At 56.5% G+C, this 24,920-nt stretch carries 23 protein-coding genes and 4 pseudogenes; 18 read left to right on the top strand and 9 right to left on the bottom strand.

What is annotated here, in order from left to right; all coding sequences use genetic code 11:
- Positions 1–6 precede the first annotated feature (6 nt).
- On the top strand, positions 7–1,530 hold the full coding sequence (locus AVCG78_RS22350; RefSeq protein ID WP_156583087.1) for a tripartite tricarboxylate transporter permease: 1,524 nt from the start codon (positions 7–9) through the stop codon (positions 1,528–1,530).
- Positions 1,527–2,447 carry a sugar phosphate isomerase/epimerase family protein gene (locus tag AVCG78_RS22345; RefSeq protein ID WP_071205856.1) on the top strand — a complete coding sequence of 307 codons (921 nt, stop codon included), beginning with the start codon at positions 1,527–1,529 and terminating at the stop codon, positions 2,445–2,447. Before AVCG78_RS22350 ends, AVCG78_RS22345 begins: the two co-directional genes overlap by 4 nt.
- On the opposite strand, the gene AVCG78_RS22340 is transcribed toward AVCG78_RS22345, so the two are convergent.
- From AVCG78_RS22340 to AVCG78_RS22325, 4 genes are all read right to left on the bottom strand, one after another.
- On the bottom strand, positions 2,444–3,187 hold the full coding sequence (locus AVCG78_RS22340; protein WP_071205854.1) for a sulfite exporter TauE/SafE family protein: 744 nt from the start codon (positions 3,185–3,187) through the stop codon (positions 2,444–2,446). The two genes, AVCG78_RS22345 and AVCG78_RS22340, sit on opposite strands and share 4 nt — an antisense overlap.
- A gap of 53 nt (positions 3,188–3,240) precedes the next feature.
- On the bottom strand, positions 3,241–4,410 hold the full coding sequence (locus AVCG78_RS22335) for a citrate/2-methylcitrate synthase (protein ID WP_174089760.1): 1,170 nt from the start codon (positions 4,408–4,410) through the stop codon (positions 3,241–3,243).
- A gap of 92 nt (positions 4,411–4,502) precedes the next feature.
- Positions 4,503–5,315, bottom strand: a complete 813-nt coding sequence (gene aepX, locus AVCG78_RS22330; RefSeq protein ID WP_234665186.1) for a phosphoenolpyruvate mutase — start codon at positions 5,313–5,315, stop codon at positions 4,503–4,505.
- 356 nt (positions 5,316–5,671) lie between these two features.
- The gene (locus AVCG78_RS22325; protein ID WP_071205852.1) at positions 5,672–6,574 is read right to left on the bottom strand and encodes a LysR substrate-binding domain-containing protein; all 903 of its coding nucleotides are present in this window, start codon (positions 6,572–6,574) and stop codon (positions 5,672–5,674) included.
- A 291-nt stretch (positions 6,575–6,865) separates the two neighbouring features.
- Between AVCG78_RS22325 and AVCG78_RS22320 the strand changes: the two genes are divergently transcribed.
- Complete coding sequence (locus AVCG78_RS22320; RefSeq protein ID WP_071205849.1) at positions 6,866–7,582, top strand: IS6 family transposase; 717 nt, start codon at positions 6,866–6,868, stop codon at positions 7,580–7,582.
- A gap of 42 nt (positions 7,583–7,624) precedes the next feature.
- Here AVCG78_RS22320 and AVCG78_RS22315 read toward each other — a convergent pair whose 3' ends face one another.
- Complete coding sequence (locus AVCG78_RS22315) at positions 7,625–8,314, bottom strand: GntR family transcriptional regulator (protein ID WP_071205847.1); 690 nt, start codon at positions 8,312–8,314, stop codon at positions 7,625–7,627.
- Between the two features lie 402 nt (positions 8,315–8,716).
- On the opposite strand from AVCG78_RS22315, the gene AVCG78_RS22310 reads away from it, so the two are divergent.
- The 14 genes and pseudogenes from AVCG78_RS22310 to AVCG78_RS22250 form a co-directional block, all read left to right on the top strand.
- Positions 8,717–9,427: a GntR family transcriptional regulator gene (locus tag AVCG78_RS22310; RefSeq protein WP_071205845.1), complete on the top strand. Its 711-nt coding sequence runs from the start codon at positions 8,717–8,719 to the stop codon at positions 9,425–9,427.
- Positions 9,424–10,335 carry a dihydrodipicolinate synthase family protein gene (locus tag AVCG78_RS22305; protein WP_015918384.1) on the top strand — a complete coding sequence of 304 codons (912 nt, stop codon included), beginning with the start codon at positions 9,424–9,426 and terminating at the stop codon, positions 10,333–10,335. Before AVCG78_RS22310 ends, AVCG78_RS22305 begins: the two co-directional genes overlap by 4 nt.
- Positions 10,328–11,845 (top strand): aldehyde dehydrogenase, encoded by a 1,518-nt coding sequence (locus AVCG78_RS22300; RefSeq protein WP_071205843.1) that lies wholly within the window; start codon positions 10,328–10,330, stop codon positions 11,843–11,845. The genes AVCG78_RS22305 and AVCG78_RS22300 overlap by 8 nt, the downstream gene beginning before the upstream one ends.
- Positions 11,842–13,188, top strand: a complete 1,347-nt coding sequence (locus AVCG78_RS22295; RefSeq protein ID WP_071205841.1) for an NAD(P)/FAD-dependent oxidoreductase — start codon at positions 11,842–11,844, stop codon at positions 13,186–13,188. The genes AVCG78_RS22300 and AVCG78_RS22295 overlap by 4 nt, the downstream gene beginning before the upstream one ends.
- A 79-nt stretch (positions 13,189–13,267) precedes the next feature.
- Positions 13,268–14,119 (top strand): glycine betaine ABC transporter substrate-binding protein, encoded by an 852-nt coding sequence (locus AVCG78_RS22290; RefSeq protein ID WP_071205839.1) that lies wholly within the window; start codon positions 13,268–13,270, stop codon positions 14,117–14,119.
- Positions 14,120–14,210: 91 nt separating this feature from the next.
- The gene (locus AVCG78_RS22285) at positions 14,211–15,302 is read left to right on the top strand and encodes a quaternary amine ABC transporter ATP-binding protein (protein WP_071205870.1); all 1,092 of its coding nucleotides are present in this window, start codon (positions 14,211–14,213) and stop codon (positions 15,300–15,302) included.
- An 11-nt stretch (positions 15,303–15,313) separates the two neighbouring features.
- The gene (locus tag AVCG78_RS22280) at positions 15,314–16,162 is read left to right on the top strand and encodes an ABC transporter permease (RefSeq protein WP_071585401.1); all 849 of its coding nucleotides are present in this window, start codon (positions 15,314–15,316) and stop codon (positions 16,160–16,162) included.
- Positions 16,159–17,016, top strand: a complete 858-nt coding sequence (locus AVCG78_RS22275; RefSeq protein WP_071205835.1) for an ABC transporter permease — start codon at positions 16,159–16,161, stop codon at positions 17,014–17,016. The genes AVCG78_RS22280 and AVCG78_RS22275 overlap by 4 nt, the downstream gene beginning before the upstream one ends.
- Positions 17,017–17,035: 19 nt before the next feature.
- The gene (locus tag AVCG78_RS22270) at positions 17,036–18,034 is read left to right on the top strand and encodes a 4-hydroxyproline epimerase (RefSeq protein ID WP_071205833.1); all 999 of its coding nucleotides are present in this window, start codon (positions 17,036–17,038) and stop codon (positions 18,032–18,034) included.
- A gap of 53 nt (positions 18,035–18,087) precedes the next feature.
- The gene (locus tag AVCG78_RS22265) at positions 18,088–19,086 is read left to right on the top strand and encodes a GlxA family transcriptional regulator (RefSeq protein ID WP_071585400.1); all 999 of its coding nucleotides are present in this window, start codon (positions 18,088–18,090) and stop codon (positions 19,084–19,086) included.
- A gap of 131 nt (positions 19,087–19,217) precedes the next feature.
- Positions 19,218–19,628 (top strand): annotated as a pseudogene (locus AVCG78_RS27350) (IS6 family transposase); the annotation flags it as partial.
- On the top strand, positions 19,624–19,920 hold the full coding sequence (locus AVCG78_RS27345) for a DDE-type integrase/transposase/recombinase (protein WP_409065503.1): 297 nt from the start codon (positions 19,624–19,626) through the stop codon (positions 19,918–19,920). The pseudogene AVCG78_RS27350 and the gene AVCG78_RS27345, both read left to right, overlap by 5 nt.
- Before the next feature lie 58 nt (positions 19,921–19,978).
- Positions 19,979–20,185, top strand: a pseudogene (locus tag AVCG78_RS22255) (ATP-binding protein); the annotation flags it as partial.
- A gap of 391 nt (positions 20,186–20,576) precedes the next feature.
- Positions 20,577–21,215: pseudogene (locus AVCG78_RS22250) on the top strand (ATP-dependent DNA ligase); the annotation flags it as partial.
- Between the two features lie 49 nt (positions 21,216–21,264).
- Here AVCG78_RS22250 and AVCG78_RS27340 read toward each other — a convergent pair.
- The 3 genes and pseudogenes from AVCG78_RS27340 to AVCG78_RS22240 form a co-directional block, all read right to left on the bottom strand.
- Entirely contained in the window at positions 21,265–21,561 is a 297-nt protein-coding gene (locus AVCG78_RS27340; RefSeq protein ID WP_409065503.1) for a DDE-type integrase/transposase/recombinase, read from the bottom strand.
- Positions 21,557–21,967: pseudogene (locus AVCG78_RS27335) on the bottom strand (IS6 family transposase); the annotation flags it as partial. The gene AVCG78_RS27340 and the pseudogene AVCG78_RS27335, both read right to left, overlap by 5 nt.
- Positions 21,968–22,064: 97 nt before the next feature.
- Entirely contained in the window at positions 22,065–22,640 is a 576-nt protein-coding gene (locus AVCG78_RS22240; RefSeq protein ID WP_071205040.1) for a hypothetical protein, read from the bottom strand.
- A 234-nt stretch (positions 22,641–22,874) separates the two neighbouring features.
- On the opposite strand from AVCG78_RS22240, the gene AVCG78_RS22235 reads away from it, so the two are divergent.
- On the top strand, positions 22,875–23,825 hold the full coding sequence (locus AVCG78_RS22235; RefSeq protein ID WP_235694958.1) for an IS481 family transposase: 951 nt from the start codon (positions 22,875–22,877) through the stop codon (positions 23,823–23,825).
- Here the strand turns inward: AVCG78_RS22235 and AVCG78_RS22230 are convergent.
- Positions 23,822–24,778, bottom strand: a complete 957-nt coding sequence (locus tag AVCG78_RS22230; protein ID WP_071202299.1) for a helix-turn-helix domain-containing protein — start codon at positions 24,776–24,778, stop codon at positions 23,822–23,824. The two genes, AVCG78_RS22235 and AVCG78_RS22230, sit on opposite strands and share 4 nt — an antisense overlap.
- Between the last annotated feature and the right edge of the window lie 142 nt (positions 24,779–24,920).

Genomic DNA, 24,920 nt, shown 5'->3' with positions numbered 1-24,920 from the left:
TGCCACATGGATACGTTCAATCAATTGCTTCACGGTTTCTGGATCGCGGCAACACCTGTCAATCTATTGTGGAGCCTCCTCGGGGTCACGCTCGGCACGGCGATCGGTGTTTTGCCCGGGATAGGACCTTCTGCAACCATTGCGCTTCTTTTGCCGCTAACATTTCAGGGCGATCCGATATCGGCCTTCATCCTTTTCGGCGGGATCTACTACGGCGCGATGTATGGTGGCTCCACCACCTCTATTCTGCTGAACATGCCGGGCGAAAGCACCAGCCTGATGACCGCGATCGACGGATATCAGATGGCGCGCAAGGGACGCGCGGCCGCCGCTCTCGCAACCGCCGCGATTGGTTCTTTCGTCGCCGGGACGATCGCCACCATTGCACTGACCTTCGTGGCGCCCGTCATCGTGTCGTTCGCACTCAAATTCGGTCCTGCCGAGTATTTTATGCTGGCAGTCCTCGCCTTTTCGACCACCACCGCGCTTGTTGGACGATCCATCACCCGAGGCCTCGCCAGTCTTGCGATTGGAATTCTGGCAGGCTTCGTCGGTCTTGATCTCCAGACAGGCCAGGCGCGGATGACATTCGGTGCCATGGAGCTTCTCGACGGCTTTTCCCTTTCCACCATTTCTGTCGGCCTCTTCGCCGTGGGCGAGGTGTTTCACCTGGCACTCCACCCGCAACTCGAAGAACATAGCACAACCCAACCCATCTCCGGCAAAATCGGCATGACCCGCGAGGATCTCAGCCGCTCCTGGCGACCGTGGTTGAGAGGAACATTTATCGGGTTTCCGCTTGGTGCCTTACCGGCAGGTGGGGGCGAAATTCCAACATTCATCAGCTATTTCGTCGAAAAAACATTCTCGCGGCGACGGCACGAATTCGGCCATGGCGCGATCGAGGGCGTCGCTGGTCCCGAAGCCGCCAACAACGCATCGACAGCCGGGGTTCTACTGCCACTCTTGACCCTCGGGCTACCGACGTCGGCAACTGCGGCGATAATGTTGTCCGCACTTCAAGGTTATGGATTAAAGCCCGGCCCATTCCTGCTGCAGGATCAACCCGATCTCGTCTGGAGTTTTGTGGCGAGCCTCCTGATCGGAAATTTCTTTCTTCTGGTTCTCAATCTGCCGCTTGCCCGTGTCTGGGCGCGCATGCTGACCATCCCGCAACCACCTCTGCTTGCGGCCATTCTTGTCCTCTCGACAATCAGTACCTACGCGATCAGCCAGTCGGCATTCGATCTTGTCGTTCTCTATGCCTTCGGTGTGCTCGGCTATTTCATGCGGCGACTGGATTTTCCACAAACACCCCTCATTGTCGGCATGATCCTCGGCCCCATGGCTGAACAGCAGTTCCGACGTGCCATGGCAATCAGCCAAGGGGACCTCGGCGTTTTTGTCTCGCATTCTCTGTCCCTGTCGCTCCTGATCCTGGGCTTTCTCTCCCTGTTGGGGCCTCCTATGGTTCGTATCCTGCGACGGCTTCCGCGCCAGGCCATCGAAAAAGTGGAGACGGTGGTATGACGACCGATGTTCCGAAGATCGCCGGGTTCGGCTTCAGTTCCGGCGACGCCAGCCCCGATCTTTCCGATCTCCCGGACATCCTCGCACGGATCGAGGATACCGGCGCGACGCATTGCGAACTCAATCTTGCCCGCTACGAGTTGATCGTCAACCGTCGAATCCTGCCGGAAAAGGCCGAGAAGCTCGCCCGAATCTGTGCTGCGCGAAATCTCCGCTATACCGTTCATGGCGCGCTTGCGGTGAATTTCATGGATGAGGCCAACCTGCCTCTTCATCGTGATGTCTTTGCCGCGATGCTAGAGCTTGCCGGAATTGTCGGGGCGAGCATCCTGGTTCATCACGCGGCGGTCATACCAGCAGCCCCAGTGCAGGAAATTGATCGGCTTCACGCCATAGAACGGAACACACTTGGAATGTTCGCCGAACGCGCGCAGCGTCTCGGCGTCCGGATCGGGGTGGAAACATTGTTCGTCGAGAAAGACGACATGTATACGGCCGATCCCTTCCGGCTCGCCAATGAGATCGAGGCGATCGGGCATCCATATGTCGTTGGCACGCTGGATTTCAGCCACGCATTCATCATGACGCAGTTCAGGGGGTTGGATTTCAAGGCAGCGGTTCGTCGCTTCGCCGATGTGGCGGGCCATGTGCATGTTCACGACAGCTTCGGTCGGCCACGTTATATTCGTGGCCACAGTGTAGGAGAGGACGTTGCCTATGGGATGGGCGATCTCCACCTGCCGCCTGGATTGGGTGCGATACCGTGGATGGAGATTCTTCCTCCACTCCCCTTCAAGTCCGGAACGGTGCTGAATGTGGAACTGCGCCGCCGTCATTTTTCCGAGATGCCACACCTCGCTGACTTCATGAGGCAACTTGTCCAGCGGGCAAACACAATCGAGAGCGACGCCATTTAAAGAGCGCGAAAGCCTTGGACGACAAGCATGACACCGCCAAGGGCGACAACGCCGTCAAGTATCACCGTGTGGAACGACGACGACAGGCGAAAAGATAGACGCTTGGCAATGAACGCACCCGGGGTCGCACAAAGGCCGATCAGCAGCGCCATAATCCAGAGGGGCAAGGTCAGATTGCCGGCCGCCTGGAAAACCGATGTCTTGACGACGCCCAGCATCAGCGAAATCCCAGCATCCGTCGCGATCACCGAGACACCCTGCAATCCCGTCGCCAGCAGGATGGAAAGCAGCACAACACCCGATCCTGACGTTCCTCCGACAAGAACGCCGTAACCGCCCGAGGCAACAATCAACCCACGGGTTCGCAGATGGCCATGAAGACGGTTGGCATAGCGCCGAAGAGGAACCAGGATAATCAGCAAGACGCCGATCAGGATTGTCACATTTGCACCGGAGAGTTTAGTGTATCCATAAGCACCTAGAAGGCAGGTCGGTAAGGCTGCGACAATGACAAGAGCTGCCTTCTTTCCATCGAAGTCTTTCCAGAAAGCCACCAATCTGCTGGAATTTGTCAGCAGAGCCGAAAGGCTGATGACCGGGACGACGGCTTCTGCGCCAATGATCGGAACAAGAATCGGCGGCAACAGCAGCCCTGTCCCGTAACCGGCAATCCCGCCCAGGACAGCCGCAACGAAGGCGAAGGCGGCGACCAGGCCGTATTGAGCAAGTGTGATATCCATTATTCAAACCCTTAAACGAGAGGTCGCAACGTTCATTGCGACCTCTCTGAAGTTCAACGCAGCGGAACGCTGCGCAATTCGGGTCCCGCATACTTCGCTTTCGGCCGGATCAGACGATTGTCCGCCAACTGCTCGAGGATATGAGCGCTCCAGCCAGCCGTGCGGCTTGAAGCAAACAGCGGCGTGAAGAGATCTCGAGGAACACCGAGGCTATAGAGTACGCTTGCGGAATAAAAGTCGACGTTCGGCCACAGCTTCCGTCGTGTCGACATCGCTTCGTGGAGCCTTGTCAGAACCTTGAAGACGCTGTCGTCGCCTTTCCGTTGAACGAGGTCTTCCGCCATTCCACGCAGGATGACGGCCCGGGGATCTTCACCGGCGCAGCCACGTTGTCCGAAACCATGGATTTTCTCCTTGCGAGAGAGGGCACCATCGATGAATGCATCTACCCGCTCCGGATCGGATATGGTCTGGACGTTCATGAGGACGCGCTCGTTTGCGCCGCCATGCAAGGATCCGGAAAGCGTGCCGATCGCGGCGGTAACCGACGCCGCGAGATTGGATAGAGTGGACGCAGTGACGCGGGCCGAGAAGCATGAGGCGTTCAGTTCATGTTCGGCATGAATGGAAAGAACCTTATCCATGACCTGCGCATCCTGCTCGTCCGGATCCTGCAGCGTGAGCTGCTGAAGCACGTGCGCGGCATGACTTCTGCCGGTCAGAGGATCGAGCCATGGACGTTCGCGTCGGTGCGCCTCGAAAGCGCCGATAGCCAGCGGGATCTGGGCGAGCAGCCGTATTGCGCTCAGCCGTGTTTCCTCAAGGCTCTGCCCTTCTGTCTCATAGCACCCAAGCGCCGAGACCGCCGTTCTGAGAGCTGCCATGGGTTCGGTCGAACGTGGCAAGGACCGAACAAGGTCATAGATGGGAGCCGGCAACTCGCGTTTGACCAGCAGCGCCTCCGCAATATTGGCTGTCTGCGCGGGCGTTGGCAGTTCGCCGAACAAAAGGAGCGAGACGACTTCCTCGAAGGTACAATGCTCGATGAGGTCCGCGATATCATAACCACGGTATCGCAGTTGATCCGTGTCGTTGTCGATCTCGCATATCGTCGTGAAATCGACATAGACGCCGGCGAGGCCGCGGAAAACCGGGATTTCGGTCGAATTGCCGTTCATGGCAGACGCCGGCTGGGCATTGGGTAGAGGGCTCAAGACATTCATGACTGGCTCCTTTTCGGTTCGGTCGGGCCATGTGCCCGAGAAATTCATGTCATTCAGGTTACTCACGTCGGGAGGATTTTTGGTGGGTTTGGTCAGTGAGGGAGGTAGCGTTCCTCTGCCTTTGCCAGTTCGCCGTACTTCAGCAGCGAAAAGACATCCTCAAGCGTCGCGACTTCGCCTTCGACAGCGGCAATGCTTTCCTCTCGAATAATCCGGTCGCAGACATTGCGCATCGCCGAGATCGCCGCCCGCATATTATGATTGGCCCAGATCACCGTGGCGATGTTGACCGCCCGATACTCGGAAACCGGAGTACGGAAATACTTGGTCGGAACGATCACGACCGGCAACCGGTTCTGCCAGGAACGAGCGAAAGCGAGGATTTCCGTCGGTTCGGCTTTTCTCGAATGGATCAGAATAGCGTCCGCCCCGGCGTCGGCATAAGCGTGAGCGCGGGTCAAGGCTTCGTCCAGACCATGACCGGCGATCAGCGCTTCGATCCGGGCAACGAGGACGAAATCACTTTCAGGAATAGCATCCTTGACGGCACGAAGACGTCCGCTGAACTCACAGATCTCGGCCAGCGGGTGCCGGTCACCGATGAACGAGTTCATCTTGGGAAAGCCTTTGTCTTCGAGGCACATACCTGCTGCGCCGCGCTGGCGAAGTTTCAGTGCCGCCAGACGCGCATTGTTGAAATTGCCGAACCCGCTATCGGCATCGACAAGAATGGGAATATCCACTGAGTCCGCCATTCGTTCGACGACATCGACGAGTTGTGTCCATGACGCCTCGTTCGCATCACGAAAGCCAAGGCTCGAGGATATCGACAGCCCTGACGCCCAGAGGCCGCTGAAACCGGCCTTTTCGGCGATAGCAGCCGAAAGTCCGTCATGCGCCTCCATCAGGAAGCTCAGCTTCTCCGGGCGGATGAGATTGCGCAGGGGGTTGGAGTAGATGTTCGTGGTGTTGGATGTAAGCTCGGAACTACTGCCATCAAGATTTCGCATGATTGTCATCCTTCCTTCATAAAACCTTCACAAATACGAGGCTCTACCAAGAGTTGTCAGATTTCAATCGAAATTTTGCAATGCAGCACAAATATACTGCCCTCAAAGCGGATATATTCAAAACATGTCAATATATTTTTTAATTTCAAATACTTGTAGGTAGGACTGCCGCTCTCGTGCTATCCAAAGCGAACCGTACACGGACGCAAATCGCCGTATTTGGATGTGCACCCACTGGATTTTCCGGTAAATCAGGCGACAGCCTGGCGAGCAAGTTCGATGAATTGCTGCACACGGCGGTGGATTGGTTTCTGACGAAGCCTGACGATGTAGAAGTTCCGCAGCAATCGAAAACCCTCAATCCGAACTGCGGCCAAAGAACCATCGGCCAGTTCTCTCCTAAGCGACAAGCGAGAGACCATTCCGACGCCCGCCCCTGCTTCGACGGCACCCTTGACGGCTTCTGCGCTACCGAGGACGGACACGATATCGAGTTGGTCTAGCGATGTGGATTTCTCAGTCATTGCGCGTTCTATGAGAGAGCGGGTTCCCGAACCTTCCTCTCTCAATATAATAGGGGCGGCGCAGAAAGCGGCGAAGGCGACCTGCTTGGTTTTTGCCCAGGGATGATCACCCGGGACGATAAATACGATCTCATCCTGGAAAAAGAGCTCTGCTTGATAATTTTCCAGTTGATCCGGACCGTCGCTGCAGAAAGCAACATCTGCAAGATCGTTGCGCAAGCATCCAAGCGCATAGTCGCTGTTGCCGACCTCCATCGTGACTTTGACGTCTTGGTTGAGCGTTCGTAAAGCTCCTATTGCTCGCGGCATTACATATTTCGCGAGGCTATTCGTTGTGGCAATCCTCAAGCGTCCACGAAGATCTTTCGTGAAGGATGACAACTCCGCCTCCGCTTCACCATAGAGATCGAGAATTCGCTGCGCATGGGAGAAAAGTAACTGACCGAGATCGGTCAACTCTATCGCCCGACCGTCGCGCGTAAACAATTGTCCGCCCACTTCATCTTCAAGGGATTTTATTTGGAATGAAATGGCTTGTTGAGTGAGCAGCAGATGCCTTGCGGCACCCGTGAAGCTCCCTTGACTTGCGACAGTATGGAAAGCCCTGAGGCGTGTGTCTCTTAAAAGCATGATTTCCAATCTTGCGGGATCAAGTTGTGTGCCACGTCCATTAAGCCTCTGCCTCTAATTTGAATGCCGGATCACGCTGCCTGCATGATGATCACGGTGTTTACATCGGTGAAATCTAATTCCAATCCGGGAAGGAGCATTACATATCTTTATGGCGAATACACTGACGAATTCCTCAACCAGGTTGTTAGGCGTTGGAGCGAAACTGTAATTCAAAATACGTTTTATGAAGGGAGTTGGTGGGCACCGTAAAGTTAACGTGTCGGCGGTAGACTTGTGCGATCTTTCAGTATGACCCAAGTCCCTCGTGAACGCCTTTATCGTCGCCATCGGTTTGCAGCTGAAGTGATTGCCCACGCCGTGTGGCTCTATCTTCGTTTTCCGCTCAGTCTGCGCATGGCCGAAGATCTGCTGGCGGCGCAAGGGATCATCGTTTCGCACCAGACCGTGCGTTTCTGGGTGGAGACATTCGGCCGACATTTCTCCAATGACATCCGAAGAAGATCCACCGGTCCGCTTGGCGACATATGGCCTCTTGATGAGGTTGCCATCTCCATTGGCGGCAAGAAACACTGGCTGTGGCAGGCCGTCGATCAGGATGGCTTCGTTCTCGACGTGCTGGTGCAGAGCTGCCACGATACCAAGGCCGCCAAACGTCTTATGCGAAAGCTTATGAAAGGACAGGGGCACTCGCCGCGCGTGGTGATCACCGACAAGCTGCGATCCTATGGCGCGGCAAAGCGCGACATCATGCCCGGCGTCGAGCATCGCTCGCACAAAGGACTGAACAATCGGGCGGAGAATTCCCATCAACCGACCCGGCGACGAAAACGGATCACGAAGGGCTTCAAATCAGCGCGACATCTCCAGCGTTTCGTTTCAATTCATGACCCTGTCGCCAACCTTTTTCACATTCCACGCCACGAGATCTCATCAGACAATCATCGCGAACTGAGAACCAGGGCCATGCAGATGTGGAACGAAATCGCATGCCTGCAAACCGCATAAGCGAAAGCCGAGCCCAATATTTTTGATCCGTGTCGGTTAACTTTACGGTGCCAATTTAACAGGTAAATCTGCCGTCATGTTATCAGGCACAACATACAATTCCATGTTCTCTCGTGACAATTCCCAATGCTGGAAAACGAGATCAACCACAGAATTTTCATCATGGCTTTTAATGGATGCAATAAAGCCATCATGATGTTGGGTTGCCAACCGAAGACGCTGCTGCATGTCATCATTTCGCGGACGGAAGAAGGTTTGCCCTATACGGGCATGGTCCACGAGAAGACGTCTTAAGCTCGGTTGCAGGTAAACGTTACCGGACATTTCGCCCATGATGGCGTGGAATCTGTTATTCTCCAGAACCATCGCCAGGGTGTCAGCGCTGTGGCTAGCGGCACGAAATCGTTCCTGTGTGTCACTCAAGTCGGACAGTTGCTTGGGTTTGAAATTTTGAACCGCCAGCCGACCGATGGCCGCGTATATCATCGGCGCAACGAGGAAGAAGTGTCTGAGCGTCGAATGGTTCAAGGGAGCGACCCGAGCGCCTCTGTTTTCTCGAATGTCGATATAGCCTTCACCCGCAAGACGGCGGAAAATGTCACGCACAGGTGTGCGAGACAGTCCATATTTCTCGCTGATGCTGACTTCGTCCAGATCCTCGTCCGGATCGAGTTCCATCGTCAGAATCTGACGTTTAAGATCGTCGTAGAGACTGCTCTTCCCGACTTTCATTTCACATCCTCGTCACACGGAAAGCAATTGCCATTCAATCGCTTTGCGACCATTCGGGAGATCAATCACCGTCCACCTGCCCATGCCGACACGCCAACACTCGGACAGATCGCGGTGCAGGCAATGGCATAGCCTCCATGGTTCTGATTGGCAATGTTTAGGGTGCGGAGGCAAAGCCACCGTTCGCGCTGAAACGGTAGCTTCACATGGCTTTCGCATTGACGGCATCTCAGCAAATTATCCCCGTCACTCATGACAGTTTCTGGTCTGTATTCTTTTGTTTGAAATAATTGTGTACTTATAAAATACAATACCGTTGACATAGCCCGGACGTCATGCAAATTTTGTTGTCATAAACCAACGGCGCCCATTGGGCGGACAAGTTGATGACGGGGAACTGGGATGAAGGGTGGCAAAGGCGAGCTCTATGATGATCTCAAGCGCCAAATTCTGACGATGGAACTCGATCCGGACGAAGATCTGGACGAAGTATCGCTGAGTGAAAAATACGGCCTCTCGCGGACACCCGTCAGGGAAGTTTTCCGGCGTCTGGAAGGGGAAGGCTATGTCGATATCCGCGCCAACAAGGGTGCGCGGGTTATCCCGATGAACCATTCGACGCTGCGCCACTTCTTCCTTGTTGCACCGATGATCTACGCCGCCGTTGGGCGACTTGCGGTCCAGAACTTCAAGCCCGGACAGCTTTCCGACCTTCAGATCACCCAGGAACGGTTTCGCGAGGCGAGCATTGCGCAGGATGCTCTGGCCATGACGCTTTCGAACAACCGGTTTCACGCAATCATCGGCGAGATGTCAGGCAATGAATATCTTCAGCCAAGCCTTGGCAGGCTGCTGATCGATCACGGCCGTATCGGCCATACATTCTTTAGGCCGCGCAACGCAGACATGCATGATCGGCTACAAAAATCAGTCGGACACCACGACGGCATTATCGCCGCGATCAGCGCGCGTGACGAAGATGCCGTCGTTGATCTCGTGTTTGAACACTGGGAATTGTCACGCGAGAACATGGAAATGTTCATCGCTCCCCAAGCGCTTAAGGCGGACGCATTGGTCGATACGCCAATGCAATCGATGGAGAAATTATCATGAAATTCGAAGGTATCTATACCCCGGCGGTGACACCGCTTGGGCCAGATGGGCAGATTGATCGTGAAGGCTTTGCCGCCGTCCTTGAATCGCTCATCGAAGCGAAGGTTCATGGTATCATTGTCGGCGGTTCAACGGGTGAATATTACGCCCAGAGCGCCCAAGAGCGCCTTGATCTTGCGGCCCATGCAAAAGACGTGATCGGAACCAGAATTCCACTTATCATCGGCACTGGAGCAACCAGAACGGAAGATTCCGTGGCCTACGCCATTGCTGCCAAAGACATTGGTGCTGACGCCATCCTGGTGTCGTCTCCGCCCTATGCGCTGCCAACAGAGCGCGAGAACGCTGTTCATGCGCTGACGGTAGATCGCGCCGCCAACCTGCCGATCATGCTCTACAACTATCCAGCCCGTATGGGTGTGGTGATGGGAGATGAATATTTTTCCCGGGTTGGCAAATCCAAAAATGTCGTGGCGATCAAGGAAAGCTCTGGCGACATGGCCAACCTTCACCTTCTGGCCCGGAAGTTTCCTCATATCGGCCTGTCTTGTGGATGGGACGACCAGGCGCTCGAATTCTTCGCCTGGGGAGCAAAAAGCTGGGTCTGCGCTGGCTCGAACTTCCTGCCGCGCGAGCATGTCGCGCTTTATGAAGCCTGCGTTCTGGAGAAGAATTTCGACAAGGGCCGCGCGATCATGACCGCGATGCTGCCGCTGATGGATTTTCTCGAATGCGGTAAATTCGTTCAGTCGATCAAATATGGCTGTGAACTGATCGGCCTGAAGACCGGCTCGGTACGCGCACCGCTACGGCCGCTGAACGCCGAAGAAAAAAGAACCCTTGAGACCGTCGTCACGACTGTGAAGCGCACGGTTGCCCAGATCACCTCGGGAGCCAACAATGCATGAACCTTTGACCGTGGCCGAATACAAGGCCATTGCTGCCAGTCTTCAATTGCCGACCAACGCTTTCATTGACGGTGCGTTTCGTCCGGCAAAGTCCGGCAAGACCTTCACTTCGATCAATCCCGCAACTGGCGAGACCTTGGCGGAGATTGCCGCCTGTGATGTGAGCGACGTCGATGATGCGGTTGCCAAGGCAAGGCAGGCGTTCGACGATGGCCGCTGGCGGCTTCTGGCTCCCGGCGACCGGAAGGCCGCCCTGTTGAAACTAGCCAAGCTGATCGAGGAAAACCGCCACGAGCTGGCTGTCATGGAAAGTCTCGACAGCGGCAAACCGGTGCGCGAATGCCAGACAGTCGATGTGGCCGATACGATCCACACCATCCGCTTCCATGCCGAAGTCATCGACAAGCTATACGACAATACCAATCCGGTCGGGCCAAACGCGCTGGCAATGGTTGTGCGCGAACCAATCGGGGTGGTCGGCTGCGTTCTCCCCTGGAATTTTCCTCTGCTGATGCTGGCCTGGAAGATCGGTCCGGCGCTGGCTTCGGGATGCTCGGTCATTGTCAAGCCAGCACAGGAAACCTCGCTCACCACGCTGCGGGTCGCCGAACTCGCAATTGAAGCAGGGATTCCGGCTGGCGTCTTCAACGTCGTCACCGGCGGCGGCAAGGAAGCGGGCGAGCCGATCGGTCTGCACATGGATGTCGACATGGTGGCCTTCACCGGATCGACGGCGACCGGACGTCGCTTCCTGCGCTATGCGGCAGATTCCAACCTGAAGAAAGTGGTTCTCGAATGCGGCGGCAAAAACCCCGCCGTCGTTCTTGCCGATGCCGAAGACCTCGATCTGGTGGCCGAGCAGGTCGTTAACGGTGCGTTCTGGAACATGGGCGAAAACTGCTCCGCGACGTCCCGCCTGATTGTCGACAGAACGATCAAGGACGAATTGCTAGAGCGGATCGGTGCCTATCTGCGCGAATGGAAGACCGGCAATCCGCTCGATCCGGAAAACCGCATCGGGGCGCTCGTCAGCAAAACCCACTTTGAAAAAGTGAAATCGTTTCTCGATGATGCGAAAACAGAGAAGCTCTCTGTTGTCCATGGCGGTGCGACGCATGGCGGCATTTATATTGAGCCGACTGTTGTCGATGGGGTCACGCCCTCAAGCCGCCTGTTCAAGGAGGAGATTTTCGGACCGATCCTGTCAGTGACCGCCTTCGATACATTGGCCGAAGCCGTCGCGCTGGCCAATGACACCAATTACGGCCTTACCGCATCGGTCTATACCGGCAGCCTGCGCCAGGCGATCCGGTTGTCCCGTGACATTCGTGCCGGGCTCGTCACCGTCAATTGCTTTGGCGAAGGTGATGCCTCCACCCCGTTTGGTGGCTACAAGGAATCGGGCTTCGGTGGCCGCGACAAGTCGATCTTTGCGCATGACAATTATTGCGAACTGAAGACGATCTGGATCGACCTTTCCGAGCGTTCCGTGGATGAGACAATCCGATGAACAAAATATCGGTCAAACGTTTGCCCGTTGAAAATGGTGTCTCCGGCTGGGAGGCGATCAGCACGCGTTCGTTTCCCCTCCGCAGCCTGGAAGGCAACGTGACTGCGGATTGGCTGATTGTCGGTGCGGGCTTTGCGGGTCTTTCCGCTGCCCGTCGTCTGCTACAGCTTCGACCAGACGACAAGATTGTCATTCTCGACGCAAGCGAAGTGGGAAAAGGCGGCTCGGGACGAAATTCCGGTTTCATGATCGATGTTCCGCACGACCTGTCGTCTGGCGAATATTCAAGTGGCAGTACCGACGATACCCGCATCGAAATGGCGCAGAACCGCACGGCGATTGCCTTTGCAACGCAAGCTGCGGCGGAATACGGAATGTCACGCGAGACGTTCGATCCGTCCGGCAAGATCAATGCGGCGGCAACCGAGCGCGGCATGAAGCTAAATGAGGATTTTGGCAAATCCCTGCTGAATGCGGGCGAGAAGCACAGTTTCCTCGATGCGGCACAAATGCGGGAGATCACCGGAACCGATTTCTACCTCGGTGGCATTTACACGCCGGGGGCCGTGCTCATCCAGCCCGCCGACTATATCAGAAACTTCGCAGCCGGGCTTTGGCAGCAGGTCGATATCTTCGAGCGCTCGCCTGTCACGTCCCTGATGCGGGAAAGCGGCCTATGGACAGCGTCTTCACCACGGGGCAGTGTCTCTGCACCCAGGGTCATTCTGGGCGTCAACGGCCATATCAATGACTTCGGTCATTTCAACGGTCGCCTCATGCACTTCTTCGGATATGCCTCAATGACGGCTCCGTTCCCGGCAGAGGATTTCGGGCGCAAGGCAAGCGGGCATGATCGATGGGCTCTGTTGCCTGCCGATCCCATGGGAGCAACGGTTCGGAAAATCACATCGAACGGCCAGTCGCGCATCGCTTTGCGGACCAAGTGGACCTACGACTTCAGCCTGAAGCTGACAGATCAGCGTCTGCGAAAAATGGCTCGGGAACATCGGGTGTCGCTGGACAGGCGTTTTCCCGCATTGAAGGACCTGCCGTTCGAACACTGCTGGGCAGGCCGCATCTGCCTCACCCGCAACCATGTGCCGGCCTTCGGCGAGATCGAAGAAGGGCTGTACTCGGCTTGCTGCGAAAACGGTCTTGGTACGGTGAAAAGCACGCTGGCTGGCATGCTGACAGCGGAACTCGCCACCGGAAATACCTCAACACATCTCGAAGAGTTCAACGATCACGCACAGCCGAGCAGGCTTCCGCCGGAGCCTTTCGCATGGCTCGGCGCCAACACCGTGATCAAATGGCAGGAATTGCGTGCAGGCCGCGAGGGATGAACCGTCGCAGCGCAATGGGGAGACCGCGCTTATGCGCGAGGCTTCAACGATAATGGGAACGTAAAACTAGGAGCGAAAAATGAAGATTCTGTGGAAGGCACTTTGCGCAGCGGCGATGGTCGGAATGACCGCCCTGTCTGCACATGCGGAAGAAAAAACCGTCACCATCGGCACGATGTCTTGGGAAGACCTCACCCCGATCACCGGCATCACCAAGAAGGTGCTCGAAGACTCCGGCTACACCGTGAAAGTCGTACCCTTCTCCGAATGGGGCATTGCTTATGCCGCATTGAGTAAGGGCGATGTCCAGATTTTGGCGTCGCAAACCGATTATGTCGCGCAGGATTACTGGAACAAGAACAAGAAGCGTCTGGAAAAAATCTCGCCGGTCTCGCACGGCCTGTATCAGGCGATCGCTGTTCCGAAATACGTCCCCATCGACTCCGTCGAACAGTTGAACGAAAATGCCGACAAGTTCGGCGGCAAGATCATCGGCATCGAGCCTGGCTCGGGCCTGATGAAGGATGCGGCCAACGCCGTCAAGGACTACGGCCTCAAACTTCAGCTCGTTGAAGGCAGCACGGCTGCGATGACGGCGGCTCTCAAGTCTGCATCCGACCGCAAGGAATGGATTGCCGTGACGATCTGGGAACCATCATGGATGGCACAGAAATACGACGTCAAATTCCTCAAGGACCCCAAGGGCGTGTTCCCGCCAGCGCAGAGCTACTACTGGATCGGGCAGAAGGGCTTCTCGGCTCAGAACCCGCATGCGCGTGAAGTGATTGCCAGCGTGTATGTGCCGCTTGCCGACATCGCCGCAATCAACAGCGCGGTTAACGACGGCAAGACCATGGATGAGGCCATCAAGAGCTGGACTGACAGCCATGCCGATCTCCTGAAGCGCTGGGAAAACATCAAATCGGAATAAAATGAGAAGGCCGGGCTTTCGTGATGGCGGCGGCCCGGCCCTGACGTCCACAAAAGAGAATGCCGGTCAATACCGGCGCGCGGGGAACGCGATGACCACGTCAATGCATGATGCCAGTGAAGTCCTCATCGACTGCCAGTCTGTCTGGAAGATATTCGGAGCCCGGTCGAAAGCCGCCGTCGAGGCGGTCAAGACAAGAGGCCTCTCCAAGAAGCAGATCCTGACGGAATACGATTGTGTCGTTGGGGTCTCAGATGCCAGCCTTCAGGTTCGACGCGGCGAGATTTTCTGTATCATGGGATTGTCGGGCAGCGGCAAATCGACCCTGATCCGCCTCCTGAACAGATTGATCGAACCGAGCCTTGGCACGATTCTGGTCAAAGGCAAGGATATCTCTGCCTTGAACGCCGCCCAGCTGCGCGACATCCGCGCGCGCCATATCGGGATGGTCTTCCAGAGCGTGGCCCTGTTGCCGAACAGGACCGTGCTGGAGAATGCCGCCTTTGGTCTGGAGGTCAGAGGTGTCGGCAAGGAAGAGCGATACAAGACTGCCCGTGCGGCGCTGGACAAGGTCGGCCTGTCGGACTGGACGGCGCGCTATCCCTCCGAGCTGTCGGGCGGCATGCAGCAACGCGTCGGTCTTGCCCGCGCTATTGCCGCCGACCCCGAGATCATTCTGATGGACGAGCCGTTCAGCGCGCTCGACCCGCTGATCCGTCGCCAGCTTCAGGACGAATTCCGGCAACTCACCAAATCACTTGGGAAATCCGCCGTGTTCATCACCCATGATCTGGAAGAAGCGATCCGCATCGGCGACCGTATCGCCATCATGAAGGACGGGGTTATCGTCCAGGTCGGAAATGCAGAAGAGATCGTCACGCAGCCGGCGGACGATTATGTCGCAGAATTCGTCGCCGGCATTTCCAGAGTTCACCTGGTCAAGGCGCATTCCGTCATGATCCCCGTTGCAGACTATAAACGTGATCATCCTGGCTCCGACATTGATACGCTTTTGCGCACCACGCCGGAGGCGGATATCGGTGCGCTGATCGCATTGACCATGCAGTCCGAACGCGATGCCGTGGCCATTGCCGAAGACGGCGACGTTATCGGTATTGTCACCACGCGCGGCCTGCTCTGCGGTGTCGCAGGCAGTCCGGCCCAGCCGACCGCAGTGGCATAGGGGGGAATGTCATGGACACCTCCGTCATTACAGACAGCTTTGATGAACACATTGACGACACGCTCAACTGGATCAGCGATCATGCCTCATGGCTGTTTGATTCCATCAGAGCGGTGCTGGAAGGCACCTATAGCGGCGTTATCTGGCTGTTTCAGCTCCCGCCATTCTATGTGGTTGCCTTGATTGCAGCCCTTCTCGGATGGCGGTTGATCAACAGCAAGGCCGGTCTTTTGATCGGTGTCGCCATGCTGGGCTGCGCAGTCATGGGCCTTTGGGCCGAAACCATGAGCACTTTGGCCTTGGTCATCACGGCCACCTTCATGGCGCTGGTGATCGGCATTCCCATTGGTATCGTGGCGGGTTTCGTCCAAGCCTTCGACAAGATTGTCGAGCCGGTGCTCGATCTCATCCAGACGCTGCCACCTTATATCTACCTTCTGCCAACCATTGCACTGATGGGATATGGACCTGCCACGGCCCTTCTTGCCACGGTCATTGTCGCCATGCCACCGGCGATCCGGCTGACATCTCTCGGCATCCGCAGAACGCCCAATGATTTTATTGAACTGGGACAGGCCAACGGCCTGACGTCCTGGCAAATGTTCGTCAAGATCAGGCTGCCATTCGCGATACCGAGCGTCATGGCCGGGATCAACCAGAGCCTGATGATGGCGTTCGGCATGGTGGTGATCGCTGGCATCGTCGGTTCTGGCGGGCTTGGTGAAACCATCTATAGCGCCGTCAGAACGCTGAATATCGCAACGTCGATCAACGCCGCAATTGCCATTGTCATTCTCACCATGGTGCTTGATCGACTGACACAAAGCGCGGCGAACCGTAACACGGGAGTAAAATCATGACTCCAGAAACAGTTTGGTTTTCGCCGGGTGCCTATCTCGCTCCCGCCGTCGATTGGTTGAACGCGAATTTCCATCCCTTCTTCAACACTGTGACAAAGATCATCGAAGCCGTTCTTGGAAGTATCGAAACCATTCTTCTCTTTCTACCTTTCTATGCCGTCATTCTGATCATCGTTGCTCTGGCTGCCGTCTTCGTCACTCTTCGTGTTGCGGTAACAAGTGCGTTTGCCTTGTCATTCTGCTTCCTGTCGGGTCTATGGGAAGCGTCGATGCAGACCCTTGCCCTGGTGACGGTGTCGGTTTGTATCTCCGTGCTGATTGCCTTTCCGCTTGGCATTCTGGCGTCCCGGCATCGACGGGTCGAGGCGGTCATCCGCCCTTTGCTCGACATCATGCAGACCGTGCCGCCATGGGTTTACCTGATCCCCGCCGTGATGATTTTCAGCCTCGGGCGGGTCCCGGCGATCATCGCAACGATCGTCTACGGCATACCACCGATGTTGCGGCTCACGACGCTGGCGTTCAATCAGGTGCCCAAAGACTTGCTGGAACTTGGTCAGGCGACCGGTGCATCGCCGCGGGCGATCCTGTTCAAGATTGAAATTCCTGCGGCAACGCCCACGCTGCTCGTAGGGTTAAACCAGTGCATTCTTCTGTCGCTGGCCATTGTTGTTCTGGCCGGTCTTGTCGGGGCTGGTGGCTTGGGAGCCGAGGTCACACGCGGACTGACCCGCATGGAAATGGGTCTCGGCCTGCGGGCAGGATTGGCGATCGTCGCGGTGGCGATTTTCCTAGATCGACTGTCACGCGGCGCATTGCAGCGAGGCCGGACACCCGGCGCAGCCAGCACCTGACACTTGATAAGGAACGATCATGCGGCACAGCTTCTTTTGTATCGACAGCCATACATGCGGCAATCCGGTTCGCCTCGTTGCCGGAGGCGGTCCACTTCTACCGCATTTGCCGATCGCTGAGCGTCGGGAACTGTTTGTCCGGGACCATGACTGGGTGCGAAAAGCCCTGATGTTCGAACCACGTGGCCATGACATCATGTCCGGCGCGATCATTTATCCGGCCTACCGCGACGACTGCGATTTCGCAGTCATTTTCATCGAGGTCAGCGGATGCCTGCCGATGTGCGGAGCTGGTACGATTGGCTTGGTGACAGCCGGTATCGAGGAAGGCCTCATCACGCCAAGGGTCGAAGGACAGCTTTCCATCGAAACTCCGGCTGGTCGGGTGGATATACACTATGAAAAGCCCGGTGCATTCGTGGAATCCGTTCGTATGTTCAACGTGCCGAGCTATCTCCACGCAGCAGATGTCGAGGTTGATATTCCCGGCATCGGGCGTCTTATTGTCGATATTTCCTATGGCGGCAATTATTATGCCGTGGTGGAGCCGCAGGCATCGTGGGCAGGACTGGACGGCATGTCCGGCAGTGATATCGTAGACCTCAGCGTGAAGCTGCGCAACGCGCTGGCAGACATCTGCGATCCCCAGCATCCGGATGATGAGCGGATTCGAGGCGTTCATCACGCTCTCTGGTGCGATAAGCCGACAAGCAATGCAGCAGACGGGCGTGGAGCCGTATTCTACGGCGACAAGGCCATCGATCGCTCCCCGGGCGGGACCGGCACTTCGGCAAGAATGGCCCAGCTTTACGGCAAGGGTCGATTGAAGGTGGGTGAGGCGTTTCGCCAGGAAAGTATCATCGGCACTGTTTTCGAAGGACGGGTCGAGGAAGAGGTCGTTGTCGGCACCTTCAAAGGGATCAGGCCGAGCGTTGGGGGATGGGCACGGATCATTGGTCACAACACGATCTTCGTGGACGATCGAGATCCTCTGGCTCACGGCTTCCAGATCAAATAAAGTAGGGCTTACAGGCACCTCGCGATACATGCCTGCCCCGATTGGAGTTTAGAATGACGCCCTCCGATACCAACGCCCCGGTCGACCGCCTGAAAATCGGCTTCGTGCTCGCAAGGTCATTCACGCTTTCGGCCTTCGCATTGTTCGTGGACACGCTGCGCCTCGCCAGCGATGAATTCGATCGTTCGGGGCGGGTTCTGGCCGACTGGGATGTGCTCGGCAGCACGCGGCACCTCATCACCTCCAGCTGTGGCGTTCAGGTCGCTCCGACCTCAGACTTGGTAGAAGATCCGAGCCAGTTTCAATTTATTGTCGTCGTCGGCGGGTTGCTGAACAACGAACAGCCAATCGACCGGGAAACGGCTGCATTTTTGAAAAAGTCCGCCACAAAAAACGTCAAACTGATTGGGGTCTGCACCGGGTCTTTTATCCTGGCCGAACTTGGCTTGATGAAAAGCCATCGCACATGCGTAAGCTGGCTGCATTATAACGCATTTCGGGAGCGTTTCCCCGATCTTCAGGTTCGCTCCGACCGTATTTTCAATCTCGACAGAACACGGGGCTCGTGTGTGGGCGGGAGTAGCGCCGCTGACATGGCGGCGTTGATCGTTCGCCGTCACATCAGCAAGGATGCCGAGAGAAATGCTCTCGAGGTTCTTCACATCGAGAAAGCCCGATCAGCCCTTGCCATTCAAACACGCAAACCGCTGTCCATCGAGTGCAACGATCCCAGGATCAGAGCGACGCTTATTATGATGGAACAGCACATCGAGGGTAATCTGCCGATCCAGGATCTGGCAGCAGCGGTTGGCCTGTCCAGAAGACAACTTGAACGTCTCTTTATGAACGAAACCAAGAATTCTCCGGCAATGATCTACAGAAGAGTGCGATTGGAGCGCGCAAAACATCTTCTTGTCCAGTCCAAAGCACCTTTGGTCGAAATTGCGCTTGAGGTCGGGTTCGGAAATGCGTCGCACTTCGCCAAGGTCTTTGCTCAGACGTTCGGCCAATCGCCAACTGGCTTAAGAACAGCAATCCGAGCGGCACTGTAATGTCTGGATGGCCCCCGTTTGGCAAGGTGATTTGAGGTGATGTTTGAGCTTGGCGGGGCGGGTGCAGTCATGTCTCCAAAGGGCATCGTCAACTTAACGGAATGTGGAACTTGATGTGCGAATGACGGGTCATGACAGACCGTGATCCACTCTATCGTCGGCATCGCTTTCCCGCAGAAGTCATTGCCCACGCTGTGTGGCTCTATTTCCGTTTCCCTCTAAGCCTGCGAATGGTTGAGGACTTGCTGGCTGCCCGCGGGATCATCGTATCCCACCAAACCGTCCGGCTGTGGGCGGAGAAGTTCGGCCGCATCTTTGCCAACGAGATCCGTCGTCGGTCATCCGGTCGGCTTGGGGAAAAGTGGCATCTCGATGAAGCCGTTGTTTCAATGCGCGGCAAGAAGCATTGGCTGTGGCGTGCTGTGGATCAGGACGGTTTCGTGTTGGACGTTCTCGTGCAAAGCCGCCGAAATACCAAGGCCGCCAAGCGCCTGATGCGCAAGGCTCTTGAAGGGCCAGGGACGATCGCCGCGGGTGATGATTACAGACAAGCTGCGATCTTACGGCGCAGCCAAGCGGGAGCTCATGCCCGGTGTCGAGCATCGCTCCCACAAAGGGTTGAACAATCGGGCGGAGAATTCTCACCAGCCAGTCCGGCGACGAGAGCGGATCATGAAGCGCTTCAAGTCACAGCGACATCTACAACGATTTGTCTCTATCCACGATCCGATCGCCAACCTGTTTCACATCCCGCGCCACGACATAACCTCCGGCCATCATCGCGAACTGCGCGCGGAGGCGATGAGCCTGTGGGCGAAGATTGCCCGAGCATGAGAAATATCTGCGGACAGCGTCTTTCGCTGGCCCTGCGTCCATTAAGTTTACGATGCCCACCAGCGTCATCATCACCACCAACCTCAGCTTCAGCGAATGGGCCACCGTCTTCGGCGACGCCAAAATGACGACCGCTTTGCTCGATCGTTTGACCCATCGTTGCCACATCCTGGAAACAGGAAACGACAGCTTCCGCTTCAAGGCCAGCTCGGCGGCAGCCGCACAGAAGAGAGGAGAAAAAGCCAATCCCTTGACCAAACCCTGATCAGAAAACCATACTCAGAGGTGGCTCACTTCTCGGTGGAAAAACCGGCTCAGTTCCGCGTGGAAACCAACAAATTACCTCTTGAGCTTCGGACGGACGGACTGTCCTTGCCTCCTCATCTTCTTTTCGAAGACATCTCCCGAACCGCAGGACGGGCCGGCGGCTGCAATTGCGCCGGAGAAGACCTGGCTTGCGGAGGAGCGAGGCACACCTGCCTTGCGAGTCAAGCTGGCCCGGTCTCGGCGACCGGCGCGATTGAGGGAAGCGTCAGCCGTTGGACCGTCCTTGCGAACCGGCTTCCTACCCCTCCTTCCTCCCCTCCCTCGTCGTCCTCCCTTCCATTTCCCACCTATGTCACACGATTTTAAGCAATTGCTGCTGAACTCCGGTCATGACAAAGCCGCCGCGCAAAAAATCCCAGCCGCTTTTGCGGGAAGCGAATCTCCCGATCCGCTCGCGACCACGCAAACCACGCGATCCCGCGCAACCGCAACTCCCCTTCTACCCGATGCCCGATCGCATCGAGCCGTGCCTGGCGTTGTTGAAAGCAAGGCCGCCGTCAGGACCGGACTGGATCTATGAAATCAAATGGGACGGTTATCGTGTTGCGGTTCACATCGAGCCAAACGCGGTGCGGATCATCACCCGTGATGGTCATGACTGGACCGACAGGTTTCCGGCAATCGCCGCCGCTACGCGCATGATTGGCGTCGGGACCGCCATCCTTGATGGGGAAGCCGTCGTCCTCGATGCCGAGGGCCGCTCGGACTTCGGGGCGCTGCAGCGTTCACTTGGCGGGCGCGGAGGCAAGAAGTCATCTGAGGATGCGATCGTTTACGCTTTCGACCTGTTGTATTTCGACGGGCATGACCTGACGAAGATGGAGTTGTCCGGACGTCGTCACCTGCTGGAGGACCTGATCGGCGAAAGCGAAGGAGCGATCCGCGTCTCGCAGGAGGTTGAAGCAGATGGCGTGACACTTCTGGCGGCCGCGCGCGAACATGGCCTGGAAGGCATCATCGGGCATCGTAAACTTAATGGACGCAGGGCCAGCGAAAGACGCTGTCCGCAGATATTTCTCATGCTCGGGCAATCTTCGCCCACAGGCTCATCGCCTCCGCGCGCAGTTCGCGATGATGGCCGGAGGTTATGTCGTGGCGCGGGATGTGAAACAGGTTGGCGATCGGATCGTGGATAGAGACAAATCGTTGTAGATGTCGCTGTGACTTGAAGCGCTTCATGATCCGCTCTCGTCGCCGGACTGGCTGGTGAGAATTCTCCGCCCGATTGTTCAACCCTTTGTGGGAGCGATGCTCGACACCGGGCATGAGCTCCCGCTTGGCTGCGCCGTAAGATCGCAGCTTGTCTGTAATCATCACCCGCGGCGATCGTCCCTGGCCCTTCAAGAGCCTTGCGCATCAGGCGCTTGGCGGCCTTGGTATTTCGGCGGCTTTGCACGAGAACGTCCAACACGAAACCGTCCTGATCCACAGCACGCCACAGCCAATGCTTCTTGCCGCGCATTGAAACAACGGCTTCATCGAGATGCCACTTTTCCCCAAGCCGACCGGATGACCGACGACGGATCTCGTTGGCAAAGATGCGGCCGAACTTCTCCGCCCACAGCCGGACGGTTTGGTGGGATACGATGATCCCGCGGGCAGCCAGCAAGTCCTCAACCATTCGCAGGCTTAGAGGGAAACGGAAATAGAGCCACACAGCGTGGGCAATGACTTCTGCGGGAAAGCGATGCCGACGATAGAGTGGATCACGGTCTGTCATGACCCGTCATTCGCACATCAAGTTCCACATTCCGTTAAGTTGACGATGCCCTTTGGAGACAGCACAAAGACGAGTGAAGCTGGCCTTTTTCATAAGCTCACCTCAGCGGATCATTGCCAGGGAAATCGATGCGCTCCCAGTGCGTGCCGTCATAACCCAGCAAGTCCTTGCGGCCCATGACCCATAGCACGCCATCAACTGCCTCGACGGCTGAGACATCCTCGATGTCGGGCGTAAGACCGGAGCGCACTTGTTCGACATGGTGGCCGTCGAACACGAACAGCCCGCGAGGATCGGCATAGCTGGAGAGATAGAGACGTCCGTTGAACATGGTCATGCCGTTGAAGCTTGGCCAACCATCAAGTCCACGCAGCGCGTCGAGATCACGGAACCCTGTCTTGTGATTGCCGACCAGGAAGTTCCCATCACGGCCAGCGACCCAGACGCGGTCCTCATTTTCCACCAGGATGGAGAGGAGGCCCCGATCCGCCTCGGTCGGGATTTCGGTGATTTTCTCACCGTCATACCAATAGACAGTTTTCTTTTCCCCGGCAAAGTAGATGCTGTCTTCGGAGAGGCTAGAGAAATCCCACAGATCTTTGGATAGATTTGCTAGCCGAAGTTTCTCCTCCTTATCGTAGTTTTCTTTCGTGCGATTTGCCTTAATGCTCATTAAATTACTCATCAGACTCAACTCTGATTTAGGATCCATAATCGCATTCGGCCCATCAAAGAACTCCAAATCCAGAGCTTGCCATTTCCCATTTAGCGAACGTCTTTAGGTCTGCCCACCGTAACCACAGACATACAGATGATCGCCAATCTGTTTTATTTGGATGAGATAGCCTGGTTGTTTGATCCCGGACTTTAATGGTGCATTATTTTCCCTCGAATGGAAGGAAGCACTATGGGCCAGGTTCTACACGGTCGCGCCACAACGACAGAGGCAATCCGTCGAGCAATACAAAATAGTCAAGAGAGCCTGAGAGCGCGCTCAAAGCGGTATGGGATCAACCCGAAGACCGTTGCCAAGTGGAAGAAGCGCACATCGGTTGCCGATTTGGCGACCGGGCCGAAGGAACCGCATTCGACAGTCTTGAGCCTCGAGGAGGAGGCCGTGATTGTCGCCTTCCGCAGGCACACGCTTCTACCTTTGGATGATTGCCTTTATGCCCTTCAGCCAACAATCCCGCATCTGACGCGCTCGTCCTTACATCGATGCCTACAGCGCCATGACATTTCACGACTGCCGGAAGTCGAGGGCGACAAGGAGCCAAAAAAGAAGTTCGAGAGTTACCCCATTGGCTACTTTCACATCGATATCGCTGAAGTCCAGACCGCTGAGGGCAAGCTCTATCTGTTTGTGGCCATTGATAGAACGTCCAAGTTTGCCTTCGTCGAGCTTTACGCCAAAGCCGGAAAGATGAATGCAGCCCAATTCCTGCGCAATCTGGTCAAGGCTGTGCCCTATGCCATCCATACGGTTCTGACGGACAACGGCATTCAGTTCACCAATCGGGCCTGCGATCTCTACGCCTTCCATCACATCTTCGACCGGGTCTGTGACGAGAACGGCATTGAGCATCGTCTGACCAAGCTGAAGCACCCATGGACCAATGGGCAGGTCGAGCGGATGAACCGGACGATCAAGGAAGCGACCGTCAAGCGTTTCTACTACGACGATCACGACCAACTCAAAAGGCATCTCGCCGACTTCATTGATGCCTATAATTTCGGGCGAAGGCTCAAGACCCTAAAAGGCCTCACGCCCTACGAATTCATTTGTAAACGATGGACTTTGGAGCCGGATCGTTTCATCATTGATCCGATCCATCAAATGCCGGGACTAAACATCTAGATTACACCCCACGCCCGAAACCTCCCCCTCCCCGTCATCTCCCGCAGGCCCAGCTCCAAAACAATCCGCCGCGCCGCCTGCGGTGTCACATCGAGCGTCTTCGCCACCATTTTTGCCGACACCAGCGGTTTGGCCATCACCAACTCAACCAGCTCCGGCAGTTTTGAAGATGTCCGGCGCCCCTCCAGCCTTCGCTCCATCAGTGTTCGAGCCAGCGCCAGCCTGTCATGCTCCTTGAGCCCGATCTCCGCGGCCGCGATCAGCCCGTGGGCGATGGCCAGCATCCGGGTCTCCCGATCACGATGCCGGCGCCGATCGACGGGAATGATTTTTAGTCCGAGGTTGATGGCAGCGAGATGGCCGCCGGTGGTGACGCCGGCCTGGCGCAGTAAGGAGGCGGCAAATAGCCGGCCGGGCCGAGTTGCATTCTCGATCGCGGCCTCCGATCGGGCGAGCACCGCATCGATGGCGGCATAGTCGACGCCGGGAAGATTTTCCACGTCGTCGGCGTCATCCCCCTCACCTTCCGGATCGATTGTGGCCGCACGCCGGATGGCACCGATCGTCTGCGCCTCTTCCGAGTCAGCCGTCGTGATCTCCGCGGTTTTTCGCAGCGAGCGGACGCCGTCGGCAGAGAGCGCCCAATCGGGGGACTGGCCGGTGATCCGCCGACGAGTGCGCAGGACGTCGCGGGCGATTGTCAGCTCATGGGTCGGTGTGCGAATATCCTTCGTGGCGTCATGGAACACGAGATCTTCGAGGTGGACGAGCTCGCCGTCAATCCACCGCGAGGCGCACGCGTCAGCGAAATTTTGGCGCTCAAGCAAGCCCGCGCCGACCGGGGAACGGGCGATGCGCTCGTCCAGACGCGCCAGGGCGACGCTAGAGTCGAAAGACGGCCGCATCAAGGGTCTCATGCTGATTTTTGCGAGATCGTAAGCCATTGAAATCATGGTAAATGATTTGCTAAACGAACTCTATGTAAATATTGTGGTTCTCTACATGGCATGATTTTCGATTGATGTCCTAACTATCGATAAATGTCTCTTATCGGAAACTAGCCATCTATGGGCAGAACGTTGCTATCTGGTGCGG

The organism is Gillisella vitis (genome assembly GCF_021559775.1).
Classification (GTDB): Bacteria; Pseudomonadota; Alphaproteobacteria; order Rhizobiales; family Rhizobiaceae; genus Allorhizobium; species Allorhizobium ampelinum.
This window is presented reverse-complemented; position numbering and strand designations above follow the sequence as displayed.